Annotated in this window: 19 protein-coding genes; 15 read left to right on the top strand and 4 right to left on the bottom strand. The window is 44.9% G+C overall.

All coding sequences use genetic code 11. The features are described 5' to 3' along the window. Positions 1-201: 201 nt before the first annotated feature. The 7 genes from htpG to HUJ21_RS14210 all read left to right on the top strand — a co-directional run bounded on the left by htpG (position 202) and on the right by HUJ21_RS14210 (position 8300). A complete protein-coding gene (gene htpG / locus HUJ21_RS14240) occupies positions 202-2082 on the top strand; it encodes a molecular chaperone HtpG (protein WP_291370861.1) in 1881 nt (626 codons plus the stop codon). Between the two features lie 300 nt (positions 2083-2382). Further along, positions 2383-3306, top strand: coding sequence for an endonuclease/exonuclease/phosphatase family protein (locus HUJ21_RS14235; protein ID WP_291370859.1), 924 nt, complete (start codon positions 2383-2385; stop codon positions 3304-3306). 221 nt (positions 3307-3527) lie between these two features. Next, positions 3528-3944, top strand: a complete 417-nt coding sequence (locus tag HUJ21_RS14230; RefSeq protein ID WP_166142170.1) for an Rrf2 family transcriptional regulator — start codon at positions 3528-3530, stop codon at positions 3942-3944. Between the two features lie 129 nt (positions 3945-4073). Beyond that, positions 4074-4802, top strand: coding sequence for a phosphoadenylyl-sulfate reductase (locus HUJ21_RS14225; RefSeq protein WP_291370856.1), 729 nt, complete (start codon positions 4074-4076; stop codon positions 4800-4802). A gap of 39 nt (positions 4803-4841) precedes the next feature. Continuing rightward, positions 4842-6944 carry a nitrite reductase gene (locus tag HUJ21_RS14220; RefSeq protein WP_291370855.1) on the top strand — a complete coding sequence of 701 codons (2103 nt, stop codon included), beginning with the start codon at positions 4842-4844 and terminating at the stop codon, positions 6942-6944. Continuing rightward, positions 6941-7720 carry a uroporphyrinogen-III C-methyltransferase gene (gene cobA, locus HUJ21_RS14215; protein ID WP_291370853.1) on the top strand — a complete coding sequence of 260 codons (780 nt, stop codon included), beginning with the start codon at positions 6941-6943 and terminating at the stop codon, positions 7718-7720. Before HUJ21_RS14220 ends, cobA begins: the two co-directional genes overlap by 4 nt. Before the next feature lie 4 nt (positions 7721-7724). After that, positions 7725-8300, top strand: coding sequence for a bifunctional precorrin-2 dehydrogenase/sirohydrochlorin ferrochelatase (locus HUJ21_RS14210; protein ID WP_291370851.1), 576 nt, complete (start codon positions 7725-7727; stop codon positions 8298-8300). Between the two features lie 941 nt (positions 8301-9241). Here HUJ21_RS14210 and HUJ21_RS14205 read toward each other — a convergent pair. The 3 genes from HUJ21_RS14205 to lysA form a co-directional block, all read right to left on the bottom strand. Beyond that, the gene (locus HUJ21_RS14205) at positions 9242-10771 is read right to left on the bottom strand and encodes a cryptochrome/photolyase family protein (RefSeq protein ID WP_291370849.1); all 1530 of its coding nucleotides are present in this window, start codon (positions 10769-10771) and stop codon (positions 9242-9244) included. A 92-nt stretch (positions 10772-10863) separates the two neighbouring features. Next, positions 10864-11076, bottom strand: coding sequence for a hypothetical protein (locus HUJ21_RS14200; protein WP_291370847.1), 213 nt, complete (start codon positions 11074-11076; stop codon positions 10864-10866). 428 nt (positions 11077-11504) lie between these two features. Continuing rightward, a complete protein-coding gene (gene lysA, locus HUJ21_RS14195; protein ID WP_291370845.1) occupies positions 11505-12737 on the bottom strand; it encodes a diaminopimelate decarboxylase in 1233 nt (410 codons plus the stop codon). Between the two features lie 197 nt (positions 12738-12934). On the opposite strand from lysA, the gene HUJ21_RS14190 reads away from it, so the two are divergent. The 5 genes from HUJ21_RS14190 to fumC all read left to right on the top strand — a co-directional run bounded on the left by HUJ21_RS14190 (position 12935) and on the right by fumC (position 17833). Further along, on the top strand, positions 12935-14650 hold the full coding sequence (locus HUJ21_RS14190; RefSeq protein WP_291370843.1) for a HAMP domain-containing sensor histidine kinase: 1716 nt from the start codon (positions 12935-12937) through the stop codon (positions 14648-14650). Continuing rightward, positions 14647-15336, top strand: coding sequence for a response regulator transcription factor (locus tag HUJ21_RS14185; protein ID WP_291370841.1), 690 nt, complete (start codon positions 14647-14649; stop codon positions 15334-15336). Before HUJ21_RS14190 ends, HUJ21_RS14185 begins: the two co-directional genes overlap by 4 nt. 73 nt (positions 15337-15409) lie before the next feature. Continuing rightward, positions 15410-15790 carry a RidA family protein gene (locus tag HUJ21_RS14180; protein WP_291370839.1) on the top strand — a complete coding sequence of 127 codons (381 nt, stop codon included), beginning with the start codon at positions 15410-15412 and terminating at the stop codon, positions 15788-15790. Between the two features lie 27 nt (positions 15791-15817). Beyond that, entirely contained in the window at positions 15818-16318 is a 501-nt protein-coding gene (locus HUJ21_RS14175) for a hypothetical protein (protein ID WP_291370837.1), read from the top strand. 114 nt (positions 16319-16432) lie between these two features. Next, the gene (gene fumC, locus HUJ21_RS14170; protein ID WP_291370835.1) at positions 16433-17833 is read left to right on the top strand and encodes a class II fumarate hydratase; all 1401 of its coding nucleotides are present in this window, start codon (positions 16433-16435) and stop codon (positions 17831-17833) included. 60 nt (positions 17834-17893) lie between these two features. On the opposite strand, the gene gcvP is transcribed toward fumC, so the two are convergent. Next, the gene (gene gcvP, locus HUJ21_RS14165) at positions 17894-20794 is read right to left on the bottom strand and encodes an aminomethyl-transferring glycine dehydrogenase (protein ID WP_291370833.1); all 2901 of its coding nucleotides are present in this window, start codon (positions 20792-20794) and stop codon (positions 17894-17896) included. Between the two features lie 191 nt (positions 20795-20985). On the opposite strand from gcvP, the gene HUJ21_RS14160 reads away from it, so the two are divergent. From HUJ21_RS14160 to HUJ21_RS14150, 3 genes are all read left to right on the top strand, one after another. Further along, entirely contained in the window at positions 20986-22470 is a 1485-nt protein-coding gene (locus HUJ21_RS14160) for a M28 family peptidase (RefSeq protein WP_291370869.1), read from the top strand. Positions 22471-22649: 179 nt separating this feature from the next. Beyond that, on the top strand, positions 22650-23237 hold the full coding sequence (locus HUJ21_RS14155; protein WP_291370831.1) for a hypothetical protein: 588 nt from the start codon (positions 22650-22652) through the stop codon (positions 23235-23237). A gap of 400 nt (positions 23238-23637) precedes the next feature. Further along, the gene (locus HUJ21_RS14150) at positions 23638-26088 is read left to right on the top strand and encodes a prolyl oligopeptidase family serine peptidase (RefSeq protein WP_291370829.1); all 2451 of its coding nucleotides are present in this window, start codon (positions 23638-23640) and stop codon (positions 26086-26088) included. The last annotated feature ends 22 nt before the right edge of the window (positions 26089-26110 follow it).

Genomic DNA, 26110 nt, shown 5'->3' with positions numbered 1-26110 from the left:
TATCCTGATTCCTTGTAGAAAAAACGGGCGTATTTCATAGCAATTTACCTACCCCACCTCTTCGAATCCGGCTTTACCAATGAATTCCCAGCTACCTGTCGAACAGGTACTGACAATTTGACACTAAAATGAATTTGGAACAAGTCTTGATTTAGCCGAATCTACAATAAGGACTTTGTTTAAATAAAAATAAAAAATACCATGCAGGAGAAAGGTACCATTTCGATTCATACCGAAAATATTTTCCCCATTATCAAGAAGTTTCTCTATTCGGATAATGAAATTTTTCTCAGAGAGTTGGTGTCCAACGCCGTAGATGCTACCCAAAAAATCAAAAGGCTGGCTGCTTTGGGTGAGTACAAAGGAGAGCTGGGCGACCTGACCATCGATGTCAGCTTTGACAAGGAGAAAAAGACCATTACCGTCTCCGATAAGGGGTTGGGCATGACTGCCGAAGAAATTAAAAAATACATCAACCAGATTGCCTTTTCCGGAGCCTCCGAATTTGTGGAGAAGTTTAAGGATGCCAAGGATGCCAATGAAATCATTGGTAAGTTTGGTCTGGGTTTTTACTCGGCCTTTATGGTGGCCGACACAGTGGAAATCCATTCCCTATCCCGCGAGGAAGGGGCAGCGCCGGCCAAGTGGGTTTGTGATGGCAGTACGGAATTTGAAATTAGCCCCGGCGAGAAAACCGAACGAGGAACAGATGTGATCCTGCACATCAACAGTGAGTCCGAGGAGTTTTTGGACAAGTGGAAGTTGCAGGAAATTTTGGACAAGTACGCCAAGTTCTTGCCTGTTCCTATCAGGTTTGGAACCAAATCAGAAAGTGTAGAAGACGGGGTAGATGACAAGGGAGAGAAGAAATGGAAATCGGTAGAAGTTGACAATATTGTCAATACCACCAACCCCATTTGGACTCAGGCACCAAGTGAGTTAAAGGACGAGGATTATCTGAAATTCTACAAGGAATTGTACCCCATGAGTGAGGATCCACTTTTCTGGATTCACCTGAACGTAGATTATCCATTCAACCTTACCGGAGTACTGTATTTCCCCAAGGTCAAAAAAGACTTTGAACTGCAGCGCAACAAGATCAAATTGTTCAGCCGCCAGGTTTTCATCACCGATGAGGTAAAGGATATTGTACCGGAATTTCTAATGCTACTGCACGGAGTGATTGATTCTCCGGACATTCCGTTGAATGTTTCCCGAAGCTTCCTGCAGGCTGACAGCAACGTCAAGAAAATCAACAATTATATTACCAAAAAGGTAGCGGACAAGCTGGGTGAATTGTTCAAAAAAGACCGAAAGGTTTATGAAAGCAAGTGGGGAGACATTGGTCTTTTTGTGAAATACGGGATGATTTCCGAAGACAAGTTTTACGAGAAAGGAAAGGATTTTGCCCTGTTTACAAATACAAAAGGAGAATATTATACCCTGGAAGAGTACAGGGAAAAGGTAAAGCCCTTCCAAACCGGTAAAGACGACAAGTTGGTATACCTGTATGCAACCGATCCGGACAAGCAGGACAGCTTTATCCAGTCGGCCAATAAAAAGGATTACGATGTGTTGTTGATGGATTCGCCCATTGACAGCCATTTTATCCAGCATTTGGAAGGTAAACTGGAAAATGCCAGCCTGAAGCGGGTAGATGCCGATGTAGTGGACAAACTGATCGAGAAGGAAGGCGGATATGAGAACCTGCTTACTGAGGAGCAATCCAAAAAGGTGAAGGAGATCTTTGAAAAAGCCATTAACAACAAGACCTATTCGGTGGAAGTACAAGGTTCCAGTCCGGAGGAATTGCCCGTCACGGTAACCATGGACGAGTTCATGAGAAGGATGAAGGACATGGCGCAAAATGGAGGAATGGGATTCTATGGTGCCATGCCAGACAATTACAAGGTGGGCGTAAATGGCAATCATCCGGTGGTGGATAAAATCCTGAAATCGGAGGATGCTGCGGAGCAGGAAAGACTGGCCAAGCAGGCTTTTGACCTGGCCCTGCTTTCTCAGGGATTACTGAAAGGAAAAGAGCTTACTGCCTTTGTGAAAAGAAGCGTGGAGTTGATTTGATACATTGGAAATGAATAATAAAAAGGGAATTGTGTAGTCAAACACTTTTCCCTTTTTTTATGTCATGATATGATTGGCTCTATATATTGACTGATACCAATCTGTTTTAATGTTTCGAACCTTTGGTCGTCCACGTAACCAGGATTGTAAATCCTGATTTATCTTGGTTCGACATTGCAAATGTCGAACAGCACGGATAGCAATTGGCCGAAACAGATTACCTGTTTATATTTACCAGCGGCCGCTTTTTATCAAAATAAGCAGCCCATCGCACGCATAATTTCTAAACGAAACCACACAGTGAAACAAATAATACTATTCACCTGCTTTGCTAGCTTTTTTCTCCTGGAACCCGATGTCCTGGCGCAATCCGGTAAAAAGACGCTGAAGGTCATGGCCTGGAACATCTTGCACGGCGGTAACGACCTTCCCGATGGGCCTGACCGGGTAATAGACATCATCCGGGAGATTGACCCGGACCTGATACTCATGGTGGAAACCTATGGCTCCGGACCTCGTATAGCTGAGACCTTAGGGTACCATTTTCATCTAATAGCAGCTGCGGGCACCGATCCGGACGACGAAAGCATCAACCTTTCCATCTATTCCAAACATCCCTTTGGCGAACGAATCGATACCGGCTATCCGTTTTACCTGGGTGGACGAGAAGTGCTGATCGACGAGCAGAAAATAAACGTTTTTTCCAACTGGTTTTACTATTTACCATGGGATGATGCGCCAGAGCAGATGGGGAAATCAGCAGATGAACTGCTGACCTGGGAAGCCGCAGGCAAACGTACCGAAATGATTCAAAACGTGCTGCCCTACCTTAAAAAATATGCTGCTGCCGCCGATTCCGTCCCCATGATTTTGGGCGGTGACATGAACTCCCCTTCCCACCTGGACTGGAACAAAGAAAGCCAGGCTCACCATAACGGACTGATCGTGCCCTGGTATGCCACCAAAGTATTGGCCGATATGGGCTTACAGGATTCGTTTCGGGAAGTACATCCCAACCCAAACTGGCATCCGGGCATTACCTGGGATGTAAAGGGAAAAGTGGATTCCCACCGCATTGATTATATTTTTTACAAAGGGCAGTTAAAACCGTTGGAATCTACTTCTTACATGGCCTATTTTGGTAAAAACCTGCGCATCAACGGCAAGGGAATACCCTACCCCTCGGACCATGGGTTTGTGGTAACCACATTTGCGCTGGAATAACTATTTTTAGAACCTAAAAATCAAACCATTACCACCTGATTCTGTGTATAAAATACTAACTGGTTTACCTGCATTGAAATTTACGAATCATCCGGTTTTATACCCTACCTGAAAAATTTGAATTTATAAGATCTCCTCTTTTTTCATAAATCGGCCAATTCACTGCTCATTTTTAATGAAAGTGATTATCTTTAATCAATACAACCATTTTTGCACGACGCATGCTTTCAAAAAAAACCAAATATGCTTTTCATGCCCTTACTTATCTGGGAAAAAACAAAGATAAAGGGGCTATATTGATTTCCGAAATTTCTGAAAAACACAATATATCCCATAAATTTTTAGAAAATATCCTGCTGGAATTAAAGAAAGCTGGTTTTTTAGGGAGTAAAAAAGGCAAGGGAGGTGGCTATTACCTCATCAAAGAGCCCAAAGAAATCCCCCTTTCCCGCATTATCCGGCTGCTGGACGGCCCCATAGCCCTGCTTCCCTGTGTGAGTCTCAATTATTACGAGCCTTGTGAAGAATGCGAGAATCAGGCGCAATGTGGCTTGAACAAGGTGATGATAGAAGTTCGAGATGAAACACTCAAAATACTGGAAATGAAGACCCTGCAGGATATTTTGTCCAACGAATAAATTTTTTTCCATTTACTCTATATAATTTGTAGGTTTTATGTACTTTTGTATTTGCAGCCCTGTATACTTTTAGAGGGTTGTCCAAAGCTTAGGGGATACAGTCCTCTGTAAATCAAAAAAGCGAAAAATTTGATGGAAGCAAATAAAATTAAGGAGTTGACCCATAAAATGGAAAGCCTGTCCATAAAGGAGGGCATGGGTTTGCTGACTGATCTTTTTCCCGGAAAGGTGGTATTCTCCACTTCACTGGGACAAGAGGATCAGGTAATCACGGAAATCATTGCCAAAAGTAACCTGCCGGTTGAAATCTTCACCTTGGATACCGGTCGTTTATTCTACGAGACCTATGATCTGCTGGCCAGGACCATTGTCAAATATGGCGTGGACATCAAACCGTATTATCCGGAGACACAGCCTATTCAAGACCTGGTCACAAAAAATGGCATCAATGGGTTTTACCATTCCATAGAAAACAGGAAGTCGTGCTGCTACGTAAGAAAAGTAGAGCCACTCAAGCGGGCCTTGAAGGGGAATAGTGTCTGGATTACCGGATTGCGGGCGGAGCAAAGCCCAAACCGGGAAAACATGCAGCTGCTTGAATGGGATGAAGGTAACCAAATCCTGAAATACAATCCCTTGCTGCACTGGACCATGGATGAAATGCTCTCCTATATAAATAGTAATAAGATCCCCTATAATCCGCTGCACGACAAGGGATTCGTCAGCATTGGTTGTGCTCCCTGTACCCGGGCGATTGAACCCGGTGAAGATCCCCGGGCCGGAAGATGGTGGTGGGAAACTTCCCACAAAGAATGTGGCCTTCATGAACAAGAACCACAGGTAGCCAACAAATCCTAATCAACAGAAAACAGGTTAAAAAACCGAAAAATCAGTACCATGCAAAGTTTCAGATCAGAGATAGAAAACCCGGTTGTAGAAAAAGATATCGTCGAATTGGCGAACAAAATTGACCTTTTTCGAAACGGTAAAATAGATGAAGAAAAATTCAGGAGCCTGCGTCTGGCCAGAGGGGTTTACGGACAGCGGCAGGAAGGCGTTCAGATGATCCGGATCAAACTTCCTTTTGGCCGGGTGACATCCTCCCAGTTAAATCGGATTTGTGATGTTTCTGAAAAGTACTCTACCGGAAGGTTACACGTTACGACCCGACAGGACATCCAAATCCACTATGTAAGCCTGGACAGGACGCCCGAACTTTGGTCCGAACTGGAACAAGATGAGGTTACCATCCGGGAGGCTTGCGGGAACACCGTAAGGAATGTAACCGCCTCAGAGACTGCGGGAATTGATCCCCATGAGCCATTTGACGTTACACCTTATGCAGATGCTACCTTCAAGTACATGTTGAGGAACCCTATTTCCCAGGAAATGGGTAGAAAGTTTAAGATCAGCTTTTCTTCCAGTGAGGAAGATACAGCTCTTTCTTACCTGCATGACCTGGGTTTTATTGCCAAGCTAAAAGGAGAAGGCGCTGCAGCAGAAAGGGGCTTTAAAGTACTTTTGGGTGGAGGCCTTGGCTCTCAACCCCGACATGGAGATGTGGTGTATGAGTTTCTGCCCACCGATAAGTTGATTCCTTTTATTGAGGGGGTAGTTCGTGTTTTTGACCGCCATGGTGAAAGGGCCAAGCGAATGAAAGCCCGGATGAAGTTTCTTATCACCAAATTGGGGGTGGAAGAATTCTTGCAATTGGTTAAAGAAGAGCAAGCTGCCCTTCAGCACCAATCCTACCCGATAGATGTAACGGATTTTGAAGCATCAAAATCATTGCCTGATCCGGCAATGCCTGATTTCACTGTTCCCACGGATGAAAATTACAGGCGATGGAAATTGACCAATGTGTTGCCCCAAAAGCAAGCTGGTTATTTTGCCGTAGGGGTAAAAATCCATCTGGGTGATTTCTATACCAAAGAAGCACGACAACTGGCAAAATTGATCAAAGATTTCGCGAATGATGAATTGCGGTTTACGCTCAGGCAAAATTTTCTGATACGCGATGTGAAAGAAGAATTGATCCCATACTTCTATCAGGAACTTAAAAAACTCGGCCTGGCCGATTACGGATACAATTCCATAGGAGATATTACATCTTGCCCGGGAACTGATACCTGTAACCTGGGCATTGCCAGCAGTACCGGAGCTGCAGACGTGATGGGCAAGCTTATCATCGATGAGTACCCGGAGTTTTTACTGGATAAGGACCTCACCATTAAGATCTCGGGATGTATGAATGCCTGCGGACAGCACAACATGGCCTCTATAGGATTTCAGGGCATGTCCATGAAGGTGGGCAAGGCAGTAATGCCAGCGCTACAGGTATTGCTCGGTGGAGCCACTATGGGTGACGGACAGGGCAGGTTTGCCGATAAAGTCATCAAAATACCAAGCAAAAGAGGACCTCAAGCCCTGAGGCTGCTATTGGACGATTATAAATCCCAGGCAGAAAAAGGGGAGAATTACGCCTTCTATTACGAAAGAAAAGGGCAGATGTATTTTTACGAAATGCTCAAGCCGCTGGCCGGAACCGACAACATTACGGATTCGGATTTCATAGATTGGGGTAATGATGAACCTTATGTGAAAGCTATTGGCGTGGGAGAATGCGCCGGTGTAGTGATCGATTTGGTGTCCACCTTGCTCCTGGAAGCCAGGGAAAAGCTGGCTGATTCGGAAGATAGCCTTAAAGCAGAGAAGTGGGCGGACGGAATCTACCAGTCCTACACAGGGATGGTCAATGCCGCCAAAGCCATCTTAACTGCCGAGGGAGTAAACACCAACAGCTACGCCAATATCGTAACTGAGTTCGAAAATCATTTTATCGAGAGCGGTAAAATCAACCTGGGCGCTCCCTTTTCAGAGCTGGTATATCAAATCAAACAAAATCCACCTACAGCCTCTTTTGCAGGTGAATATTATAAAACTGCTGAAAAGGTATTTGAAGCGATCAGCGAATTCAGGTCAAAAGAAGTACATGCATGATGAATGAGATCAGACCAAGGGTGACATTGGTAGGGGCGGGTCCGGGAGACCCGGAATTAATAACATTGAAGGGAGTCCTCGCATTGAACAAGGCCGATGTGGTACTGTATGATGCCCTGATTGACAGGACACTGCTCAACCATGCTCCTGATAAAGCCATTAAAGTTTTTGTGGGAAAAAGGCATGGCAGCCGGCAACATCCCCAGGAGGATACCAATAAGCAATGCGTGTATTATGCCCAAAAATATGGGCATGTGGTCCGGCTGAAAGGAGGAGACCCTTTTGTTTTCGGAAGAGGGGCAGAGGAGTTGGATTATATACACCAGTTTGGAATTGCTACGGATGTAGTGCCTGGCATATCATCTACTGTTGCGGTGCCTGCATCTGCAGGAATACCCGTGACCAAAAGAGGAGTTTCGGAAAGTTACTGGGTGATTACCGGCACTACTTCAAGTGGAGCCTTATCGGATGATTTGAAATTGGCCAGCAAGTCCAAAGCCACGGTGGTGTTATTGATGGGCACCAGAAAACTGGATGAAATTGTAGGTGTTTATGAGGATGAGGGCCTGTCAGACAAAGCCATTGCCATCATCGAAAGGGGCACTACCCGTGAGGAAAGAGTGGTAGCCGGTACCATCACGGACATTCAGAAAAAAGCCAGAGAAAGCAAAATAGGTGCTCCGGCCATAATCATTATTGGTGAAGTGGTAAAGGAAAGTCCACAATTAAAAGCGATATTTGAAGAGTTGGTGTGCGACCACAAAATGATTTCCTGAACGTATGAATGAATTGTATCCGATCTTTCTGAAAGTACATCAGTTGGAAACCTTACTTGTAGGCGCAGGTTTTGTGGGCCTGGAAAAGTTGTCTTTTCTGCTCAAATCCAGCCCTCAGGCCAGGGTTACTGTGGTATCTATAGAGATATCCGATGAAATCAGGGAAATAGCTGCAAATAATGCCAATATACAGCTTGTGCAGGCAGCTTACCACCCAGACTACCTGGAGCGCAAGCACATGGTGATTGCGGCCACAGATGACAAAGCGGTCAACAAGACCATCTACCATGATGCCAAAAGCAGGTATTTGCTGGTCAATGTGGCAGATACGCCTGAATATTGCGACTTCTATTTGGGGGGCATCGTGACCAAGGGAAATGTGAAAATTGCCATCAGTACCAATGGCAAGAGCCCCACTACTGCCAAACGTTTAAGGCAATTGCTGGAAGAGACCATTCCGGAGGACATCAACGAAATGGTGGAGAACATCAACAGGTACCGAGATACCCTGAAAGGAGATTTCGAATACAAGGTGGAGGCGCTGAATAAGTTGACAGAAGGATTGATCAAAAAAGATTAAATAAAAAAACAAATAAAAAAGGGGCATTTAGCCTCTCTTTTTTTTCTCACTTTTTAAATTTTTGATATACGTTTTTATCAGTTTTAATTTTTCGTTTTCATTCAGCCTTAAATTCTGCTGAAAAAACGCATCTAGACTCCAATACATCTTTTTAAATGTTTAATTAACACCTAATATAAACTATTTTTAGCTATTTTTGTTTAGAAACCCAAAAAAAAATTGCACCACAGATTACTGGGATTAACACAGATAAAAAGATCGTTGCCTGGTAAAGTATGGCAATCACCCTTATCTCTTCCTCAGGTAAACAGCTTAGAGCCACCAAAAATCTATTTGAAATGGCTGTTTCGGTGCGTTTTTGAGAACGATTTGCATTAGGCTTTTCTTTGGGGTCCGGTAAGGGCACATGACTCGCTTGCGAAAATAATTAGATAGAGTGGATATAGAACCGAAATGATATGGTTTAGATAAAATCAGAAATTTTCATAAGATGGCTTCCTGAAAAACCATTTTAAGGAAAATTTGATTCGAAAATCCGAGCGTAAAGACCGTAATTCCCGAGCTTCACAGCGTATGTTTCCGCTCAAAATGTCAGGAGTACTTCAGTCCAAACGGCAAATTTGGCTGGAAAAAACTTTCATATCTCTAGGTTTTTAAGTTTATATTTAACCCACACGCCTCATGGTGCACCGGATTAACACAGATAAAATACACTCTTTCCCCTCTTAAATACCCTTACATGCCTTATATGGTTCCCTCTTTTTTAAACCATATAAGGCATGTAAGGGAATATAAGGTTTGGGTTAGGGCCAGAAAAAAATCTGTGAAAATCGGTGTAAATCTGTGGTCAAAAAAGGGGGAACGACAGAAAAAAGAATCGCTACCGGGGAGTACAAATCCCTTTTATATGAACCACAGAATTACAAGTTCCGAGGAGCGGGTTAAAGCTTATCCAGATTCTCCAAGTAACTTTCTGCCTGCTCCAGGATTTCATCCTTTTGCTTCATTTTCGAGAGGGTGTTGTACACGAAGCCGATGCGGGGATTATTTTCCAATTTTTTCCGGTTTCGCTCGTAAAAGGCCCAATACAAACTGTTGAAGGGACAGGCCTTATCCCCCGTTTTTTTGGTTTTCGAATAATGGCAGCTACCACAATAGTCACTCATTTTGTCAATATAGTTGGCCGAAGATACATAGGGCTTGGTGCCCACTATGCCTCCATCCGCAAACTGGCTCATCCCACGGGTATTGGTGATTTCCACCCATTCGATCGCATCAATATAAATTCCCAGGTACCATTGATCCACCTCGTCCGGATCCACTCCAGCCAGCAGGGCAAAATTCCCGGTAACCATCAGGCGCTGAATGTGGTGGGCATAGGCATGATCCAGGGATTGTTTGATGGCATGGTGCATGCAATTCATTTTGGTATTTCCATCCCAGAAAAATGCGGGCAAAGGCCGCTTATGGCCAAAGAAATTCATGGTCGCGAAATCCGGCATCTTTGCCCAATAGATTCCCCGCATAAACTCCCTCCATCCCAGAATTTGACGAATAAAGCCTTCTACCTGGGCAATGCCATATTTTTCCGGTGCCTTCTCCCGGCAGACTGCAGCATTTTGGATCACCTCCAGGGGATGCAGCATTTTGCTGTTTAAAGCAAAACTGAGCCTGCTGTGGAACAGGAATGGATGTTGGGAATGCATGGCATCCTGGTACCGGCCAAAATGTGGCAATAACTTATCGCAAAAATGCGCCAGCAATTCCAGGGCTTCTTCCCTGCAACAAGGCCATTGAAAGTTTTTGGAATCCACCTCTCCAATGGTATTGACGCCTGCTTTTTTGATGGTTTCTAACAGAGGACCAATGTCCCGTTTAAAAACGGGTGGCGGGGGGATTTTGGTCTCTTCCCGGAATTTGTTCCTGTTTTCATGATCAAAATTCCATTTCCCCTCCGCCGGCTTTTTGCCATCCATCAAAATGTTATATTTTTCACGCATAGACCGGTAAAATGATTCCATCAGGAATGTTTTTTTACCCGAAAAGAAAGATTTTACCGCTAGCCTGTCGCTTAAAAAATGTTCTGCATCGTAACTCTTGGTTTCGATTTCCAGCTGTTTACAGATATTCCTGATTTGTCTATCCAGCCTGTATTCATCAGGGAGGATATAATTAAAATGTTTAAAATTATCACGTTTGATTAAAAAACGGATATTTTTTCCCAGCTCCTGCCGGTTTTCCTTGTGATCAATGCTCAGGTAAATCACCTGGTGCCCTTCATTTTCCAGCCATTGGGCAAACATCCGCATGGATTGAAAAAAGGCCAACACTTTCTGTATGTGGTGTTGTACATAATCCGTTTCCTGCCTTAATTCCATCATCAGGAAAACTACCGCATCATCATTTTTTTTAAACCAGGAATGCCGCTGGTTTAGCTGATCACCTAAAATGAGTCTTAAGGTCTTTCCCATATTTGCAATTATTGTTTTACCAATAAAGCAGTGTTTCTTCTCAAATGTTTACATAAAATTAGGTTTTAGCGCGTATGGATGTTTACTAAAAATCAGGAGCTGATCCTGTGGTCAGAGTCAAGTAGTTCAATGTAATCACTGAAATAGTGATTGAAAGTGTTGATCAGGTGATTCAAATCACCGGATCTCATTTCTTCCTGGATGCTTAAGGTATCCATTCCCAATGCTTCACTCAATGTCTCGGCATATTCCAGCAGGTCTTCCCCTATAATACTTACATCTTTTTGGTCAAGATGGATCTGCATGATTGCCTTTGTTTTGGACGCCATCATTTCTTCGCTTTGTTGAAAGTTAAATTAATTGTTTTATCTCACCTCTCGGGCAATGCCTGCCCAAACCAAAATCTACCAATCAAAAAATTGATGGTTTTTTTACTTTAAACGCTAATTACTGTTTTATACAAAACTTTTTTTGCAATTGAATTTTTGAAATATTATTTTATGCGATTAGAATACATTTTTATGAAATGCTTAAAACATGTTATATTTTGATAAATAATAGAATAAATTTTGAATTTACAAATTGTTGAAAAAAATAATTTTCTTGTGATTTTATGGTAAAAAACCATTCTTTATTTGGTGGAGGTAAAAATGAATTTTCTCCCTTAAATTTTGAACAAAATACCAAAAAGTAGGTCATAAAAAAGGGCGAAAAATTTTCGCCCTTTTTTATATTACAGATTGATTGGTTCCTGATTCCTGAGCAGGTCTTCAAACTTTTCCCTTCGCCGTATCAGGTGATCTTTGCCGTCGAGCAGCAGTACCTCAGCCGGTCTGAACCTTGAATTGTAATTGGAAGCCATGCTGTAGCCATATGCGCCGGCATTTTTGATGGCCAGAATATCGCCTTCTTTTACCTCTTTGAGCTTTCGGTCTGCAGCAATGGTGTCTGTTTCACAGATATAGCCCACTATGGTATATACCCGCTCCGGGCCATCCAGTTTGGAAATATTGACCACTCCATGATAAGCATCATACATCATGGGACGCAGCAGGTGATTTAGTCCCGAATCCACACCTACAAAAGTGGTAGCCGGAGTAGGCTTAACCACATTGGCTTTTACCAGCAGGTACCCACACTCGCTGACCAGGAATTTACCGGGTTCAAACCAGATTTCGAGCTCCTTCCCGTATTCCTTACAAAATTGCTGAAATGCCAGGGACACCTTCTTGCCTACCTCTGCAATGTCTGTGGTAATGTCCCCATCCTTATAAGCTACTTTAAATCCCCCACCAAAGTCCAGAAATTCCAGATGGGCAAATTCCCTTGCTGCATCAAACAGGATTTCTGCGCCTTTTAAAAAGACTTCTGCATCCAGGATATCAGAACCGGTATGTACATGCAAACCCACCACATTCAGCTCATAGGCCTGTACGATTTTAAGCACATGCTTTAGTTGCAAAATTGAAATACCGAACTTACTGTCAATGTGTCCTACCGAAATTTTAGAATTGCCTCCAGCCAGAATATGCGGGTTGAGCCGAATACAGATAGGTACGGTATTTCCGTATTCCGTTCCAAAATGTTCCAGCATGGGTATATTGTCCACATTTACCATCACCCCCAGATCTACCGCCGCTTTTATTTCCTCAAAATCCACACAATTCGGTGTAAACATGATATCACTGGGAAGGAAGCCGGCATGCAGGCAAATTTTAACCTCCTCTATGGATACAGCATCCACCCCTGTTCCAGCTTTTCGCATCAATTGTAAAATACTGATATTGGATAAGGCTTTGGTAGCATATTTGATTTTCATATTCACAGTGGAAAATGCATTTTTTAGCGCTGCTACCTGCTGGAGGATTTTCTGCCCATCATAAATATAAACAGGTGTATCGTATTTACGGGCCAGATCCAGGAGGGAAATCCCCTGAATGCTGTACTGCTGGTTTTTGATTTCCATAGGATTTTATTTAGCAGGCAAATATAGATAAAGCAGATTAAACTTAAAATCAAATTCGACTGCAGCTTTGGGCAGGGAATTTTGGGCTGGTAAAATGGGTTATTACACAAAAGGAGAAAATTTGCTCTTTCCTGCTGTATTGTGTTAAAAAAAGTTAAGGAAATGATTTAGAGCAGGATATCATTTAGATTTGTACCATGTCAAAAGCCAGCATTAAAATCATTGTCTTCCTGATGTCTTTGGCCAGCTTGGGACTGATTGCCTTTCAGTTTTACTGGGTGGGAAATGTGCTAAAGATCAACGAAGAACGGTTTGAGCAAAATGTATTTCAGGCCCTTGCCTCCACCTCAGAGCGATTGGAGAAAAGCGAGACCAGCGATATTCTGCTGAGTTCCCTGGCCCGGGATACCTTGTTCCAAAAAGCACTGCTTGAACCCATAAAACCCATTCAGGTACAGGTGAGGCACCGGCAGGTGGCTATCAATCGGCCATCAATGGTAGATTCATTATTTGAACTAAACATACCCCAAATATCGTCTACGTTTAAAAAGCTGATTGCTTCCAAAGAGGGAGAGCCCAAAAGTTTCAGCCAGATCGAAAAGTATTTTTATATGTCTCCCTCTGTGGCATCCACGCTGTTTACCCCTGATGAATTGGCCATTCTGCTTCAGGAAAAAGAGCGCTATCTGGAATTTCTCAGCAAGCAGGACAATTATATCAGCAAACGCCAATATGCCCATAACCGACAAAATTATATCATTGAGGAATTCAATGTTTCCAGAAATGTAGCAGAAAGCATTGTACAGGCTAACATGAAAATCGAGTTGGTTGAAGTGGTGATTCACCAATTGCTCTCCCAGGGGAATCAAAATATTTTGAACCGAATTGATACTGCCCGTGTGAGAAGAGAGGTGAGGGATCAATTGGTCAATAGAAATATCGATCAGCCCTTTGAATTGGGTATTATCAATGGGCAGGACAATATCTTTGGCATAGGTGAAGTGACGGACCTCGATTTTCTTAAAACAAAAGGGATCAGGGCAGAGCTTTTTCCCAGTGATCTTTTGGGCCTGGAAAACTTTCTGGTGATCCACTTTCCGGACAAGGAAAATTACCTGATGCAGCAGGTGTTTTTACCCTTGTCAAGTTCCTTGTTATTTATGGCGATTATAATCATTTGCTTTATTTATGCCATCAGGGTCATCATCAGGCAAAAGAAGATCTCTGAAGTCAAAAATGACTTTATCAATAACATGACCCATGAATTCAAAACGCCCATTTCTACCGTAAGCCTGGCTATTGAGGCATTACAGGATCCTGACCTTTTCGATCAGACCTCGATCCGGCACAGGTATCTTGGCATCATCAAAGATGAAAATTCCAGATTGGGTAAACAGGTGGAGCAGGTATTACAGGCCGCTACCCTGGATAAAAAGGACTTCAAACTGGAAATAGAAACCATCAATCTGATCGATGCGGTGGAAGAAGCCAAACGACACTTTGAGTTGTTGGTCGAAAAAAGAGGAGGCCTTATCTCCACCGATTACGAGGTGAAAAATGAAGAAATAGCCGCAGATCCTTTCCACTTGAATAATATTATCAATAACTTACTGGATAATGCTAATAAATATTCCAAAGATGCACCCAGAATCAGTATTTCTATCCGGGAAAGCCGGGGGCAGTTTACATTGACCATACAGGACGCAGGGATAGGGATGAACAAGGAAGTCCAGAAAAAGATATTTGATAAATTCTACCGGGTCCCAACAGGAAACATCCATGACGTCAAAGGCTTTGGTCTGGGGCTATCCTATGTAAAAACCATGGTGGAAGCTCACCACGGAAATATTATGGTGGAAAGTGAACCGGGACAAGGCAGTATTTTTACCATCAACTTACCTTCAAAACAATGAGCAAGACCAAAATTTTACTGGTAGAAGACGATCCCAATCTGGGCGATATTTTGCAGGAATACCTCGGTGTAAAAGGATTTGATGTCACCCTGTGCCGGGATGGAGAGCAGGGCTGGAACAAATACAAGAAGGATTACTACCAGCTTTGTATACTGGATGTGATGATGCCAAAAAAGGATGGCTTTACTTTGGGCAAGGAAATCAGGAAAGTAGAGGAAAATATTCCCATCATTTACCTGACAGCCAAAAACCTGAAGGAAGATGTGATCCAGGGTTTTAGAATTGGCGCGGATGATTATATCACCAAGCCCTTTAGCATGGAAGAATTGCTCATGAGAATTGGGGCCATTTTGAGGAGAACCCAGCACCAGGGTGAAAAAGTAGCCTTGAAAACGTACTCTTTTGGCAATTTCACCCTGCATTATGACAAACAGCAGCTGGAAGGTCCAGATGGTTGGCACAAACTGACCTCCAAGGAAAATGAACTTTTACGGCTGTTGGCGGCTGCCCAGAATGAAAATGTCAGCAGATCCTATGCCCTTAAACAGATTTGGGGCGATGACAGCTATTTCAATGCCCGTAGCATGGATGTGTACCTCAGTAAAATCCGAAAATTGCTGAAATCAGATGAAATGGTGCAAATCATTACCCTGCATGGAGAAGGGTTCAAATTGGTGGCCAACTAGGAACTTTTTCGGGTAAATTGATAAATCCGGAGATAAAGTTTTACTTTGTGGTTCATTCTAATGTGTAAATACCATGGGTAAAGAAATCATACATTCTTCAGAAGCACCGGAGCCTATTGGCCCTTACAGCCAGGCGGTAAAGATAAATGGCGTTCTCTATGTTTCCGGACAGATTGCATTGGATGCGGCTACCGGGGACTTGATCAACGAAAACATTACCGAAGAAACCCATGCGGTGATGAAAAATCTGGAAGCCATATTGAGAGCTGCGGGCCTGACCTTTGCCCATGTGGTCAAATGCAGTATCTTCGTAAAAAATATGGATGATTTTGGCACTGTTAACGAAGCATATGGCAGGTATTTCAAGACTGATCCTCCCGCACGGGAAACGGTGGAAGTAAGCCGACTTCCCAAAAATGTGAAGGTTGAAATTTCCTGCATTGCCGTGGCTTGAACTTTCTCCTTTCCCCTTTGTTTTGAAATGGTGAGACTGGCACCTACATACAGCGAAACATTCGTTTCCGTGATGGATCAACATCAGGTAATGGAACGATTGAACAGGGTTACCAAAAAGGTAAATTTCCTGGATGCTGTTATAGACCAGCCAGAGGAATCCATCGTCTTTAATGGAGAACTGAAAACCCATCAATTTACAATTTCAAAAAAAATTGATAAAGCCGACAGCTTTCTTCCAAGGATTAAAGGAGAGGTATCTCCCCTGGCAAAAGGATCCCTGATATCTCTCGATTACTCGTTTTTCCCCTCCACGGTTTTTTTCCTGAGTTTTTGGGGCGTGATTACCTTTGTACTTACCGTTTTGTTTCTGGCAGTATTTCAGGATTGGAAGCTGGCGGCATTAAGTACCATGGCTGGGATGGCAAATTATGGATTTGCCTTTTGGCATTTTCGGAGGAAGGTCAAAGAAAGTCAGTTGCTTTTTCATAGCATGATGGACCTGAAAGCAGGTAGGGGAGCTCCCTGAATCGGGATAAAACCCGGATAGATAAATGGGAAGTATTCCATAAGGATTTATGGATTATGCCCTGTCTGTCGTATTTTAGCAGTTCAATCGTTTTAAAAATCAAATCAACTATAAATGGATTTCAGGATAGAAAAGGATACCATGGGACCAGTAGAGGTTCCCGCCGACAAATACTGGGGAGCCCAAACCCAGCGATCTGTCAATAATTTTAAAATTGGAGGGGTAAAACACCAGATGCCCATAGAAATAGTGCATGCTTTTGCCATATTGAAAAAATCAGCTGCCCTGACGAATGCAGATCTCGGAGTGATGGACCAGGAAAAGGCCGATATTATTGCCAGGGCTTGTGATGAAATTTTAGCGGGCAAATTGGATGACCAGTTTCCGCTGGTGGTTTGGCAGACCGGTTCCGGGACCCAGTCCAACATGAATGTCAACGAAGTGGTGGCCTACCGCTCTCATGTTCTTTTAGGGGGTAGCCTTCAGGATGAAAAAAAGAAAATTCATCCCAATGATGATGTAAATAAATCCCAGTCCTCCAACGATACCTTCCCCACCGCCATGCACATTGCGGCCTACAAAATGGTGGTGGAAACCACCCTTCCGGGTGTGCAAAAACTCAGGGATACCCTTAAGGCAAAATCCGATTCATTTATGGAGGTGGTCAAAATCGGCCGAACCCATTTTATGGACGCCACCCCACTGACCCTTGGGCAGGAATTTTCCGGATATGTAGCCCAGCTTGACCATGCCATGAGGGCCATAAAGAATACGCTGGAACACCTCTCAGAACTGGCTTTGGGGGGCACGGCTGTAGGTACCGGATTAAATACGCCGGCAGGTTATGCTGAAAAAGTGGCAGAAAAAATCGCACATTTTTCCGGCAATCCATTTGTAACTGCACCCAATAAATTTGAATCCCTGGCAGCCCACGATGCCATTGTAGAAACCCATGGTGCATTGAAGCAACTCGCCGTCAGCCTGATGAAAATAGCCAATGATATCCGCATGCTTTCCTCTGGCCCCAGATCAGGCATAGGCGAAATATTGATCCCTGAGAATGAGCCGGGTTCTTCTATTATGCCAGGAAAAGTCAACCCTACCCAGGCCGAAGCCATGACCATGGTATGTGCCCAGGTAATTGGAAACGACACAGCGGTATCTATCGGCGGCTCCAACGGTCATTTTGAGCTGAATGTTTTCAAGCCCATGATGGTCAATAACCTGCTTAACTCAGCCCGCCTGTTGGGGGATGCCTGCGTTTCTTTCAATGACAATTGCGCAGTGGGGATAGAGCCGAATAAGCCTTTTATTCAGCGCCACCTGGAAAACAGTCTCATGCTGGTAACAGCCTTGAACACCCATATTGGATATGAAAATGCTGCTAAAATTGCTAAAAAGGCCCATAAGGAAGGCAGCAGCTTGCGGGAGGCGGCCATAGCCCTGGACCTGCTCACCAGCGAACAGTTTGATCAGTGGGTTAGGCCCGAAGACATGACGGGCAGTCTGAAATAATTACCGGTTCAATGAAAAAAAAGCCCCTTCGGCAGTTTAAGCGAAGGGGCTTTTATTATACTATTCTACTGCTTCTTTCTCCTCTTCTTCATACACCTCTGTAGGAATACAGCTACACATCAGGTTTCTGTCACCATACGCAGCATCTATCCTTCCTACCGAAGGCCAGAATTTGTTCTCTTTCACAAAAGGAAGCGGGTAGGCTGCCCTTTCTCTGGAATAGGGATAGTTCCAGGCATCAGAAATGATGGTTCCGGCGGTATGTGGTGCGTTTTTCAGCAAATTGGACGATTTATCGGCCTTCCCTGCTTCTATTTCCCTGATTTCCTGACGGATGGAAATCATGGCCTCACAGAAGCGGTCCAACTCATCTTTCGATTCGGACTCGGTGGGTTCTACCATGAGGGTTCCTGCAACCGGAAAGGATACCGTCGGAGCATGGAAGCCATAGTCCATCAGCCTTTTGGCAATGTCTTCTACCTCCACTCCACATTCTTTAAAGCCCCTGCAATCCAGGATCATCTCATGGGCTGCCCGGCCCTTGCTTCCTGTATACAGAATGGGGTAATCCGCTTCCAGTCGCTTTTTGATGTAATTGGTATTCAATATGGCCACTTTGGTAGCCTTGGAAAGTCCCTCCTCTCCCATCATGGCAATATAGGCATATGAAATGGGCAGTATGCTGGCACTTCCAAATGGAGCTGCTGAAATCGGACTAATAGCCTCCGTGCCACCTGTGCGGATATAGGGATTGCCAGGCAGGAATGAGGCCAGGTGTTTGGCCACGCAGATGGGACCCATTCCCGGTCCTCCACCTCCGTGGGGTATGCAGAAAGTCTTGTGCAGGTTCAGGTGACAAACATCGGCTCCGATCATTCCGGGACTGGTCAATCCTACTTGTGCATTCATATTGGCCCCGTCCATGTAAACCTGACCACCATATTCGTGAACAATACCACATATTTCCTGGATGGATTCCTCAAAAACCCCGTGTGTGGATGGATACGTTACCATCAATGCGGCAAGCTGCTCTTTGTATTCGGCAGCTTTGGCTTCGAATGCCGCCACATCTATGTTGCCTTTATCATCACAGGGGATGATGACTACCTTCATGCCGGCCATCACGGCAGAAGCCGGATTGGTGCCATGAGCAGAAGAAGGAATCAATACAATATTCCTGAAATCCTCTCCCCTGCTTTGGTGGTAGGCCCGGATCACCATCAGGCCAGCGTACTCCCCTTGGGCACCGGAATTGGGCTGCAGGGAGGTATCGGCAAAACCAGTGATTTCACTGAGCCAGTTTCTCAATTCCTGAAACATCTCATAATATCCGGCCGCCTGGTCCTGGGGTACAAAGGGGTGCAACTGACCGATTTCCGGCCAGGTAACAGGGATCATTTCTGCAGTTGCATTGAGTTTCATGGTACAGGAACCCAGGGAGATCATGGAATGCACCAGGGAAAGGTCTTTATTTTCCAGCCTTTTGAGGTAACGCAACATTTCGTGTTCCGAATGATACCGCTGAAACACCTCATGCTCTAAAAAGGAAGAGGCACGTTGCAGGGTCTCAGGGATGATGGCATCTATCTGATCAGGTACATCAGGAATTTCTACCTGAAGACGATTGGTAGATTTGGCAAAAACCTCATAGATCTCCACTACGTCAGCCCTGTTTTTTACCTGATCAAAGCTGAGGAGAATGTAGTCTTTTTCGTATCGGAAATTTAACTTTTTTGACAATGCAAACGCCCGTATTTTCTCTTTTTGTACCTCATCTACCTTGATGCGGATGGTATCGAAGAAGGTTTCGTTAACCTGTTCGTAACCCAGCCGGGACAACCAGTCTGCGGTCATGACAGCCAGACCATGGGTGCGGGAGGCAATGGCTTTCAGCCCCTTGGGGCCATGATAAACGGCATACATGCCGGCCATCACCGCCAAAAGTACCTGAGCGGTGCAAATATTGGAAGTGGCCTTTTCTCTTTTGATATGTTGTTCGCGGGTCTGCAGGGCCATGCGGTAGGCATTTTTGCCTGATTTGTCGACAGAAACGCCGATAATCCTGCCAGGGATTTGCCTTTTGAATGATTCCTTTGTAGCGAAAAAAGCTGCATGAGGGCCACCAAAACCCATAGGTACGCCAAAACGCTGACTACTGCCGATCACCACATCAGCACCCATCTCTCCCGGCGGCTTCAGCAAAGTAAGACTCAACAAGTCGGTGCTGAAAGCGGTAAAAACACTGTTTTCATTGGCGGCTTCCACCAGTTTGCTGTAATCAATGACTTCCCCATCTGCATTGGGATATTGCAGGAGCAGGCCAAAGAGTTCCGGATCCGTTAGATCCAGGTCCTTCAGGGAGCCAAAAACCAATTCTATGCCCACGGGAATGGCCCGGGTTTTAAGGATTTCTCTGGTTTGGCCAAAAACTTTTTCATCCACAAAAAAACGGTTGGCCTGTTTTTTTGACCTTGGCTTGCTGGCATGCAACATGGTCATGGCTTCACCTGCGGCTGTACCTTCATCCAGCAGGGAAGCATTGGCCAGCTCCATACCTGTCAATTCGCTGACCATGGTTTGAAAATTGATCAGGGCCTCCAGCCTGCCCTGAGCTATTTCAGCCTGATAAGGGGTGTAGGCGGTGTACCAACCGGGGTTTTCCAGGATATTGCGCTGAATCACACCAGGGACAAGGGTGTCATAATAGCCCAGTCCGATATACGATTTGTAAAGGGTGTTTTTTCCTGCTGTTTTTTTAAATTTTTTAAGGAAAGCCGTTTCTGAAAGGGCTTTTGGCAGTTGAAGTGGTTTTTTCAGGCGGATGCTCTGAGGGATGCTTTCGTCGATTAAAGAGTCCAATGAAGAAACACCTATGGTTTCCAGCATGGATTTGATATCATTATCCGAGGGAGCAATGTGCCTGTTTTTAAATTTTTCCGAAGAAGCGAGGTTGATTTTCATATAAAGATAAAATATGATTATTTTTGGCCGAACCAAATTATCCTGAATCGAACCGCAAAGGTAGAAATATTAGCTAATTTAGGTGTTAATTTTAACCTTAAATATCTTCTTATAAACCGTTTGGGCAAGGAATAGGTTTACAGTTTACCATATTTATAATCGTTTAAACAGTCATAATGAAAAATAGACCGATGATTGCAGCAATATTGCTGTTTACCGGGCTTTCTTTTTCCCTTTTGGGACAGGAAGACCTTTCTTTAAAATATGCCGCTACCATACAGGCAGGGGATTTGGAAAAACACCTGACTTACCTGGCTTCTGATGAGCTGGAGGGAAGGGATACCGGAGAGAAGGGGCAAAAATTGGCGGCCGAATACCTGGTGGATTTTTACCGGGAAAAGGGCCTTACCGGCCCGGTGTCCGGAAGTTTCCTGCAACCCTTTGAACTCTCCAGTGTGCGTTGGGAGAATGTGGAATTAAGAGTAGGGAAAAGGGACCTGATGTTGAACGAGGATTTTGTGTTTATCGGTGACGGGGATATGAAAAAAAGAACCCGAACCGATTTGGTGTTTTTGGGCCTGGCCTCTGAAGAAAACCTGGAAAAAGTAGCTGTGGAAGGAAAGCTGGTAGGCCTTTGGGCCATTGGTGCACGTTCTGCAGATGCCGTCAAAAAGGTGATGGATGCCGGAGCTAAGGGAGTAATTATTGTGACCATGGAAGGCCAGGCCAATTTTGACCGGATGGCCAACCGTTACAAAAATCTTTCTGGCAGGGGCCGTTTGGGATTTGATCGCCCTACCGAGCACAAACCGGTATTTATGGTCAGCTCCGAGCAAATGGGCCAGTTGTTCGAAACCCCGGTAGAAGAATTGAAGGAGGCCGCAAAAAACAACCCGGAATCCATTGCCTCCCGCAAGGTCAGGTATCGGGTACAAAAAGACAAGCAAATTGTAGGTACGGAAAATGTGCTGGCATACCTGGAAGGAACGGATAAAAAAGAAGAAGTGCTTGTCATCTCTTCCCATTATGACCATGTAGGCATCAATAGCAAGGGAGAAATCAATAATGGTGCGGATGATGATGGTTCAGGAACAGTGTCAGTGATGGAAATAGCTGAAGCTTTTGCCAATGCCGCCAAAGAAGCCAACAAACCCAGGCGAAGCATTTTATTCCTGAATGTGACCGGAGAGGAAAAAGGACTGTTGGGTTCGGAATATTATGCCGACAACCCGGTGTTTCCCCTGGAAAATACAGTGAACAACCTGAATATAGATATGGTCGGACGCATTGATTATGAATACCAGGATGCCGAAAATCAGGATTACGTCTATGTGATTGGCTCTGAAATGCTTTCTTCCCAGCTTAAAATCATTAACGAATACAATAATATCACCTACACCAACCTGATCCTGGATTACCGCTATGATGCGGAAGATGATCCAAACCGGTTTTATTACCGCTCCGACCATTACAATTTCGCCAAGCACAATATCCCGGTGATCTTCTTTTTCAACGGCGTCCATGACGATTACCACCAGCCAACGGATACGGTAGACAAAATCGAGTTTGAGCTGATGGAGAAGCGGGCGAGGTTGATCTTCCATACTGCCTGGGACCTGGCCAACCGGGAGCACAGGACTCCCGTGGATGGTACCAACACCCGTTTGGACAGGTAAAGCCTTTCAGGGAAAAAATTCAATTGCCGCCGGATTACATCCGGTGGCTTTTTTTATTCCCTATTTTTGTCCGGAAAGCCATATGGCAGTCCGATCTTTTTTACTTTTTCTTCATTTTTATAAAAATTGCCCTTATATTAAAGACTTATAGACAACCAATAAACAAACGCTACTTGACCATGAAAAACCTTTGTTTACCTCTTTTTGCCCTGATGCTTTTTTTTCATGCCGAAGCTCAGCAAATCCCTTCCACAGCCATGCAAATAAAAACTGCCGTTCTGGCCGCTCCCGAGGATTTGAGAGATGGAGCCATGGTATACGGTTATGATGCGGGGGGCAACTGGACCGTACTGCGGGAAGGCAGCAATGAGCTGGTCTGCATTGCCGATGATCCCAAGGCGGAGGGTTTTAACGTGGCTTGCTACCACAAGGAACTGGAGCCCTTTATGGAACGGGGCCGGGAACTGAAAAAGGAGGGCAAAAATTTCAAGGAAATATTTGACACCCGGGAGAATGAGGCGAAGGCAGGCACGCTCAAAATGCCCAAAGAAGGCGCTACCCTGTACGCCCTGACTGCAGCGGCGGAAGATTATGATGCCATGCAAGGAGAGGTCAAAAACACCTACCTGCGTTATGTGGTGTATATCCCCTGGGCCACCCAGGAAAGTACCGGTCTGGCACTCAAGCCGGAAGCCCCGGGCATGCCCTGGATTATGGATCCCGGCACCCACCGCGCCCATATCATGATCAATCCTCCGAAGGAATAGGTATTTTAATTAATTCCCACCTTTGCCTTAGGTATCTTGAGGAATTGTCTAAAATGAAAATATGTGATTGGAATTCCATATCGGAAAAAAATATCTTTTTCTGCCAATAGGTAAGGTTAAGTAAAAATGGACCCTACATCCCACCAAATACCAGATACAATAAGCAATTGGTATTTACAAAAGACAGGTATGTAGTAAAATGCAAAAAGAAATTGAAATACCGGTAATGATTGAAAGGTTTCGCTTTGAAAACCTTTAAACAATTAATTAAACTTTTTTATTTCAATCAACCCCGATAAAGTGGGAAAAACCTTTTTCTTTGAGCTAATAAGATTAATTGCAGGCAAATGAGGAAACAAATACCATTTACCCGCTCCACTTCAACCACTAACCAATAAATATGCACAAGCAAGTAGCAGCCTTTTTTCCGGCTCTGATTTTGTTATCCGGATTATTTTTCAGCACCTGGGCACAAAGCACTTCCGATCAAATTATCTTCAAAACAGGGTGGGTAACCACTTATGGTGTCCCCGTTAAATATCCCCGGTATGCCCGCAGCGAATTTCCTGCTGACCCTGTGGTGGCCCGCTTGCTGGCAGGTGAATCGATCCCTGCAGCGGACAAGCAACATCCGGAAGGAAGCTGGGAGCCAATAACAGCAGATGAAAATGGCCGGTTTAAACACGAATACCTTGCTGCCGGAGGCCTTTACCTGGAATACGAAAGCCCCTCCGACCAGATACTGATCTTTGATGCCTCGGGACATGGAAAGGCGTACATCAATGGCGCTCCAAGGGAAGGGGATCATTTTGGATTTGGTATTACCAAACATCCGGTAATGATCAAAAAGGGTTTGAATACATTTTACCTGACAGGAGGAAGAAATCCGGAGATTAAAGCTTCCCTTTACACCCCTGAGTCGGACCTGATGCTATCTGCTGATCAGCTGACCCTTCCCGATTTGGTGATCGAAGAAAAGGGATTCAAATGGGCCGGCATCAAGCTGACCAATGCCACAGGCAAACCTGCCCGGGGCTATCAGATTGAAAGTATCGTCAATGGTTCGGAAAAAATGATCAGCCAGGTGCCGGATTTGGAAAAATTGACTTCCAAATTGCTGCCTTTCCGGATCAGTGAGTTGCAGGGGCAAACCCAGAAAGAGGTAGACCTGCAGGTCAATCTCCTTGCCCAATCCGGGAAAGTGATCAGCTCCCTCAGCCTTACACTGAACAACCAATCCTTCAACAGCCAACATGACCGTACTTTCATCAGCAGCATGGACGGAAGCGTGCAGTATTATTCGGTGAGCCCCGGAAAGGTGCAGGAAGGCAAGGCACCGGCACTTTTCTTTTCTACCCATGGAGCGGGAGTAGAAGCCAGGGGCCAGGCAGCGGTCTATGCCCCAAAGGATTGGGGTCACCTGATTGCACCAACCAACCGCGGACCTTTTGGCTTTGCCTGGGAAGACTGGGGCCGATTGGATGCCCTGGAAGTATTGGAAATAGGGAAAGCACTTTTTCAGCCGGATCCACAAAAAATCTACCTGACAGGCCATTCCATGGGCGGCCATGCCAGTTGGTACCTGGGGGCAACCTATCCGGATCATTGGGCAGCCATAGGTCCTTGCGCCGGTTATGCGGAGCTCCATGATTGGATTGAGCATTCCAGAAAAGTGAGTACGGAAATGGAACGGATGTTCCAACGGGCCAGCAATCCTCAGCGCATCTTATTGTTGCAGCGAAATTATTTGCATTTTGGCGTTTACATCCACCATGGGGATGCCGATCAGGTAGTACCTGTGACACATGCCCGGCAAATGAAAAAGTTGCTGGCTGATTTTCACCCGGATTTTGCCTATCACGAATACCCGGGAGGAGGACATTGGTTTGGAAATATTTCTGCTGACTGGCCACCGTTGTTTGATTTTTTGAAAAATCATGAACGCCCCAAAGCAGCCGAAATACGGCAGCTGGAATTTTCTACTGCCAGTCCGGGTGTTTCTTCCAGTTCAAACTGGCTTACCATTTACCAGCAAATCCGTCCCTTCCAGCCCAGTCATGTAAAGCTGCAAATCGCAGAGGAGGCTTCATCCCTATCAGGGACGACAGAAAATGTAAAAGTCCTGCAATTGGATCTGAAAATGGCAGCTGTCTCCTTTCCCTTTTCCCTTCAAATAGACGAAACCCAATTGATTGTAGAACAACCCGTCAATGATATTGTTCTGGTACGCAACGAAGACCGCAATTGGGCCATTGGTTCTTTACCCGGTAAAAATGAAAAAGGTCCTCATCGAAACGGAAATTTTAAGGATGCTTTCCGAAATCAGGTGGTTTTTGTTTATGGAACCAGGGGCAACAAAGAAGAAGACGGCTGGAATTTTCACAAAGCCCGCTACGATGCAGAAACTTTTGGCTACCGCGGAAACGGTTCCATAGAAATGATCTCTGACCAGCAATTTTCACCGGAAAAGTACCAGGACAGGAACGTGATTCTTTATGGCAATGCAGATACAAACAGCGCCTGGGATGCCTTGCTAGGCGATAGTCCGGTACAGGTTATGAATGGTCAAATGACGGCTGGAGAGCGGATCTGGAGAGGTGATGGATGGGCCTGCCTTTTCATTCGGCCCCGCCCGGATAGTGCTATAGCCTCAGTGGGCGTGGTGGCCGGTACAGGGCTCAGGGGATTTAAGGCAGCCCTTGGCAACCAGTATTTTTTGGCCGGCACTGCTTTTCCAGACCTGACGGTGATAGGGGCTGAAGTATTTGAAAAGGAATACGAGGCCGTTGCAGGAGCCGGGTTCTTTGGCAACGACTGGAGTTTGGAGCTGGGGGAATTTGTTTGGGACTAGCTGTAACCCAAGCCAGGTAAAG

The organism is Cyclobacterium sp. (assembly GCF_014762705.1).
Taxonomy (GTDB): Bacteria; Bacteroidota; Bacteroidia; order Cytophagales; family Cyclobacteriaceae; genus Cyclobacterium.
Note: the sequence above shows the minus strand (reverse complement) of the source record. Positions and strands in the feature narration are given on the sequence as shown.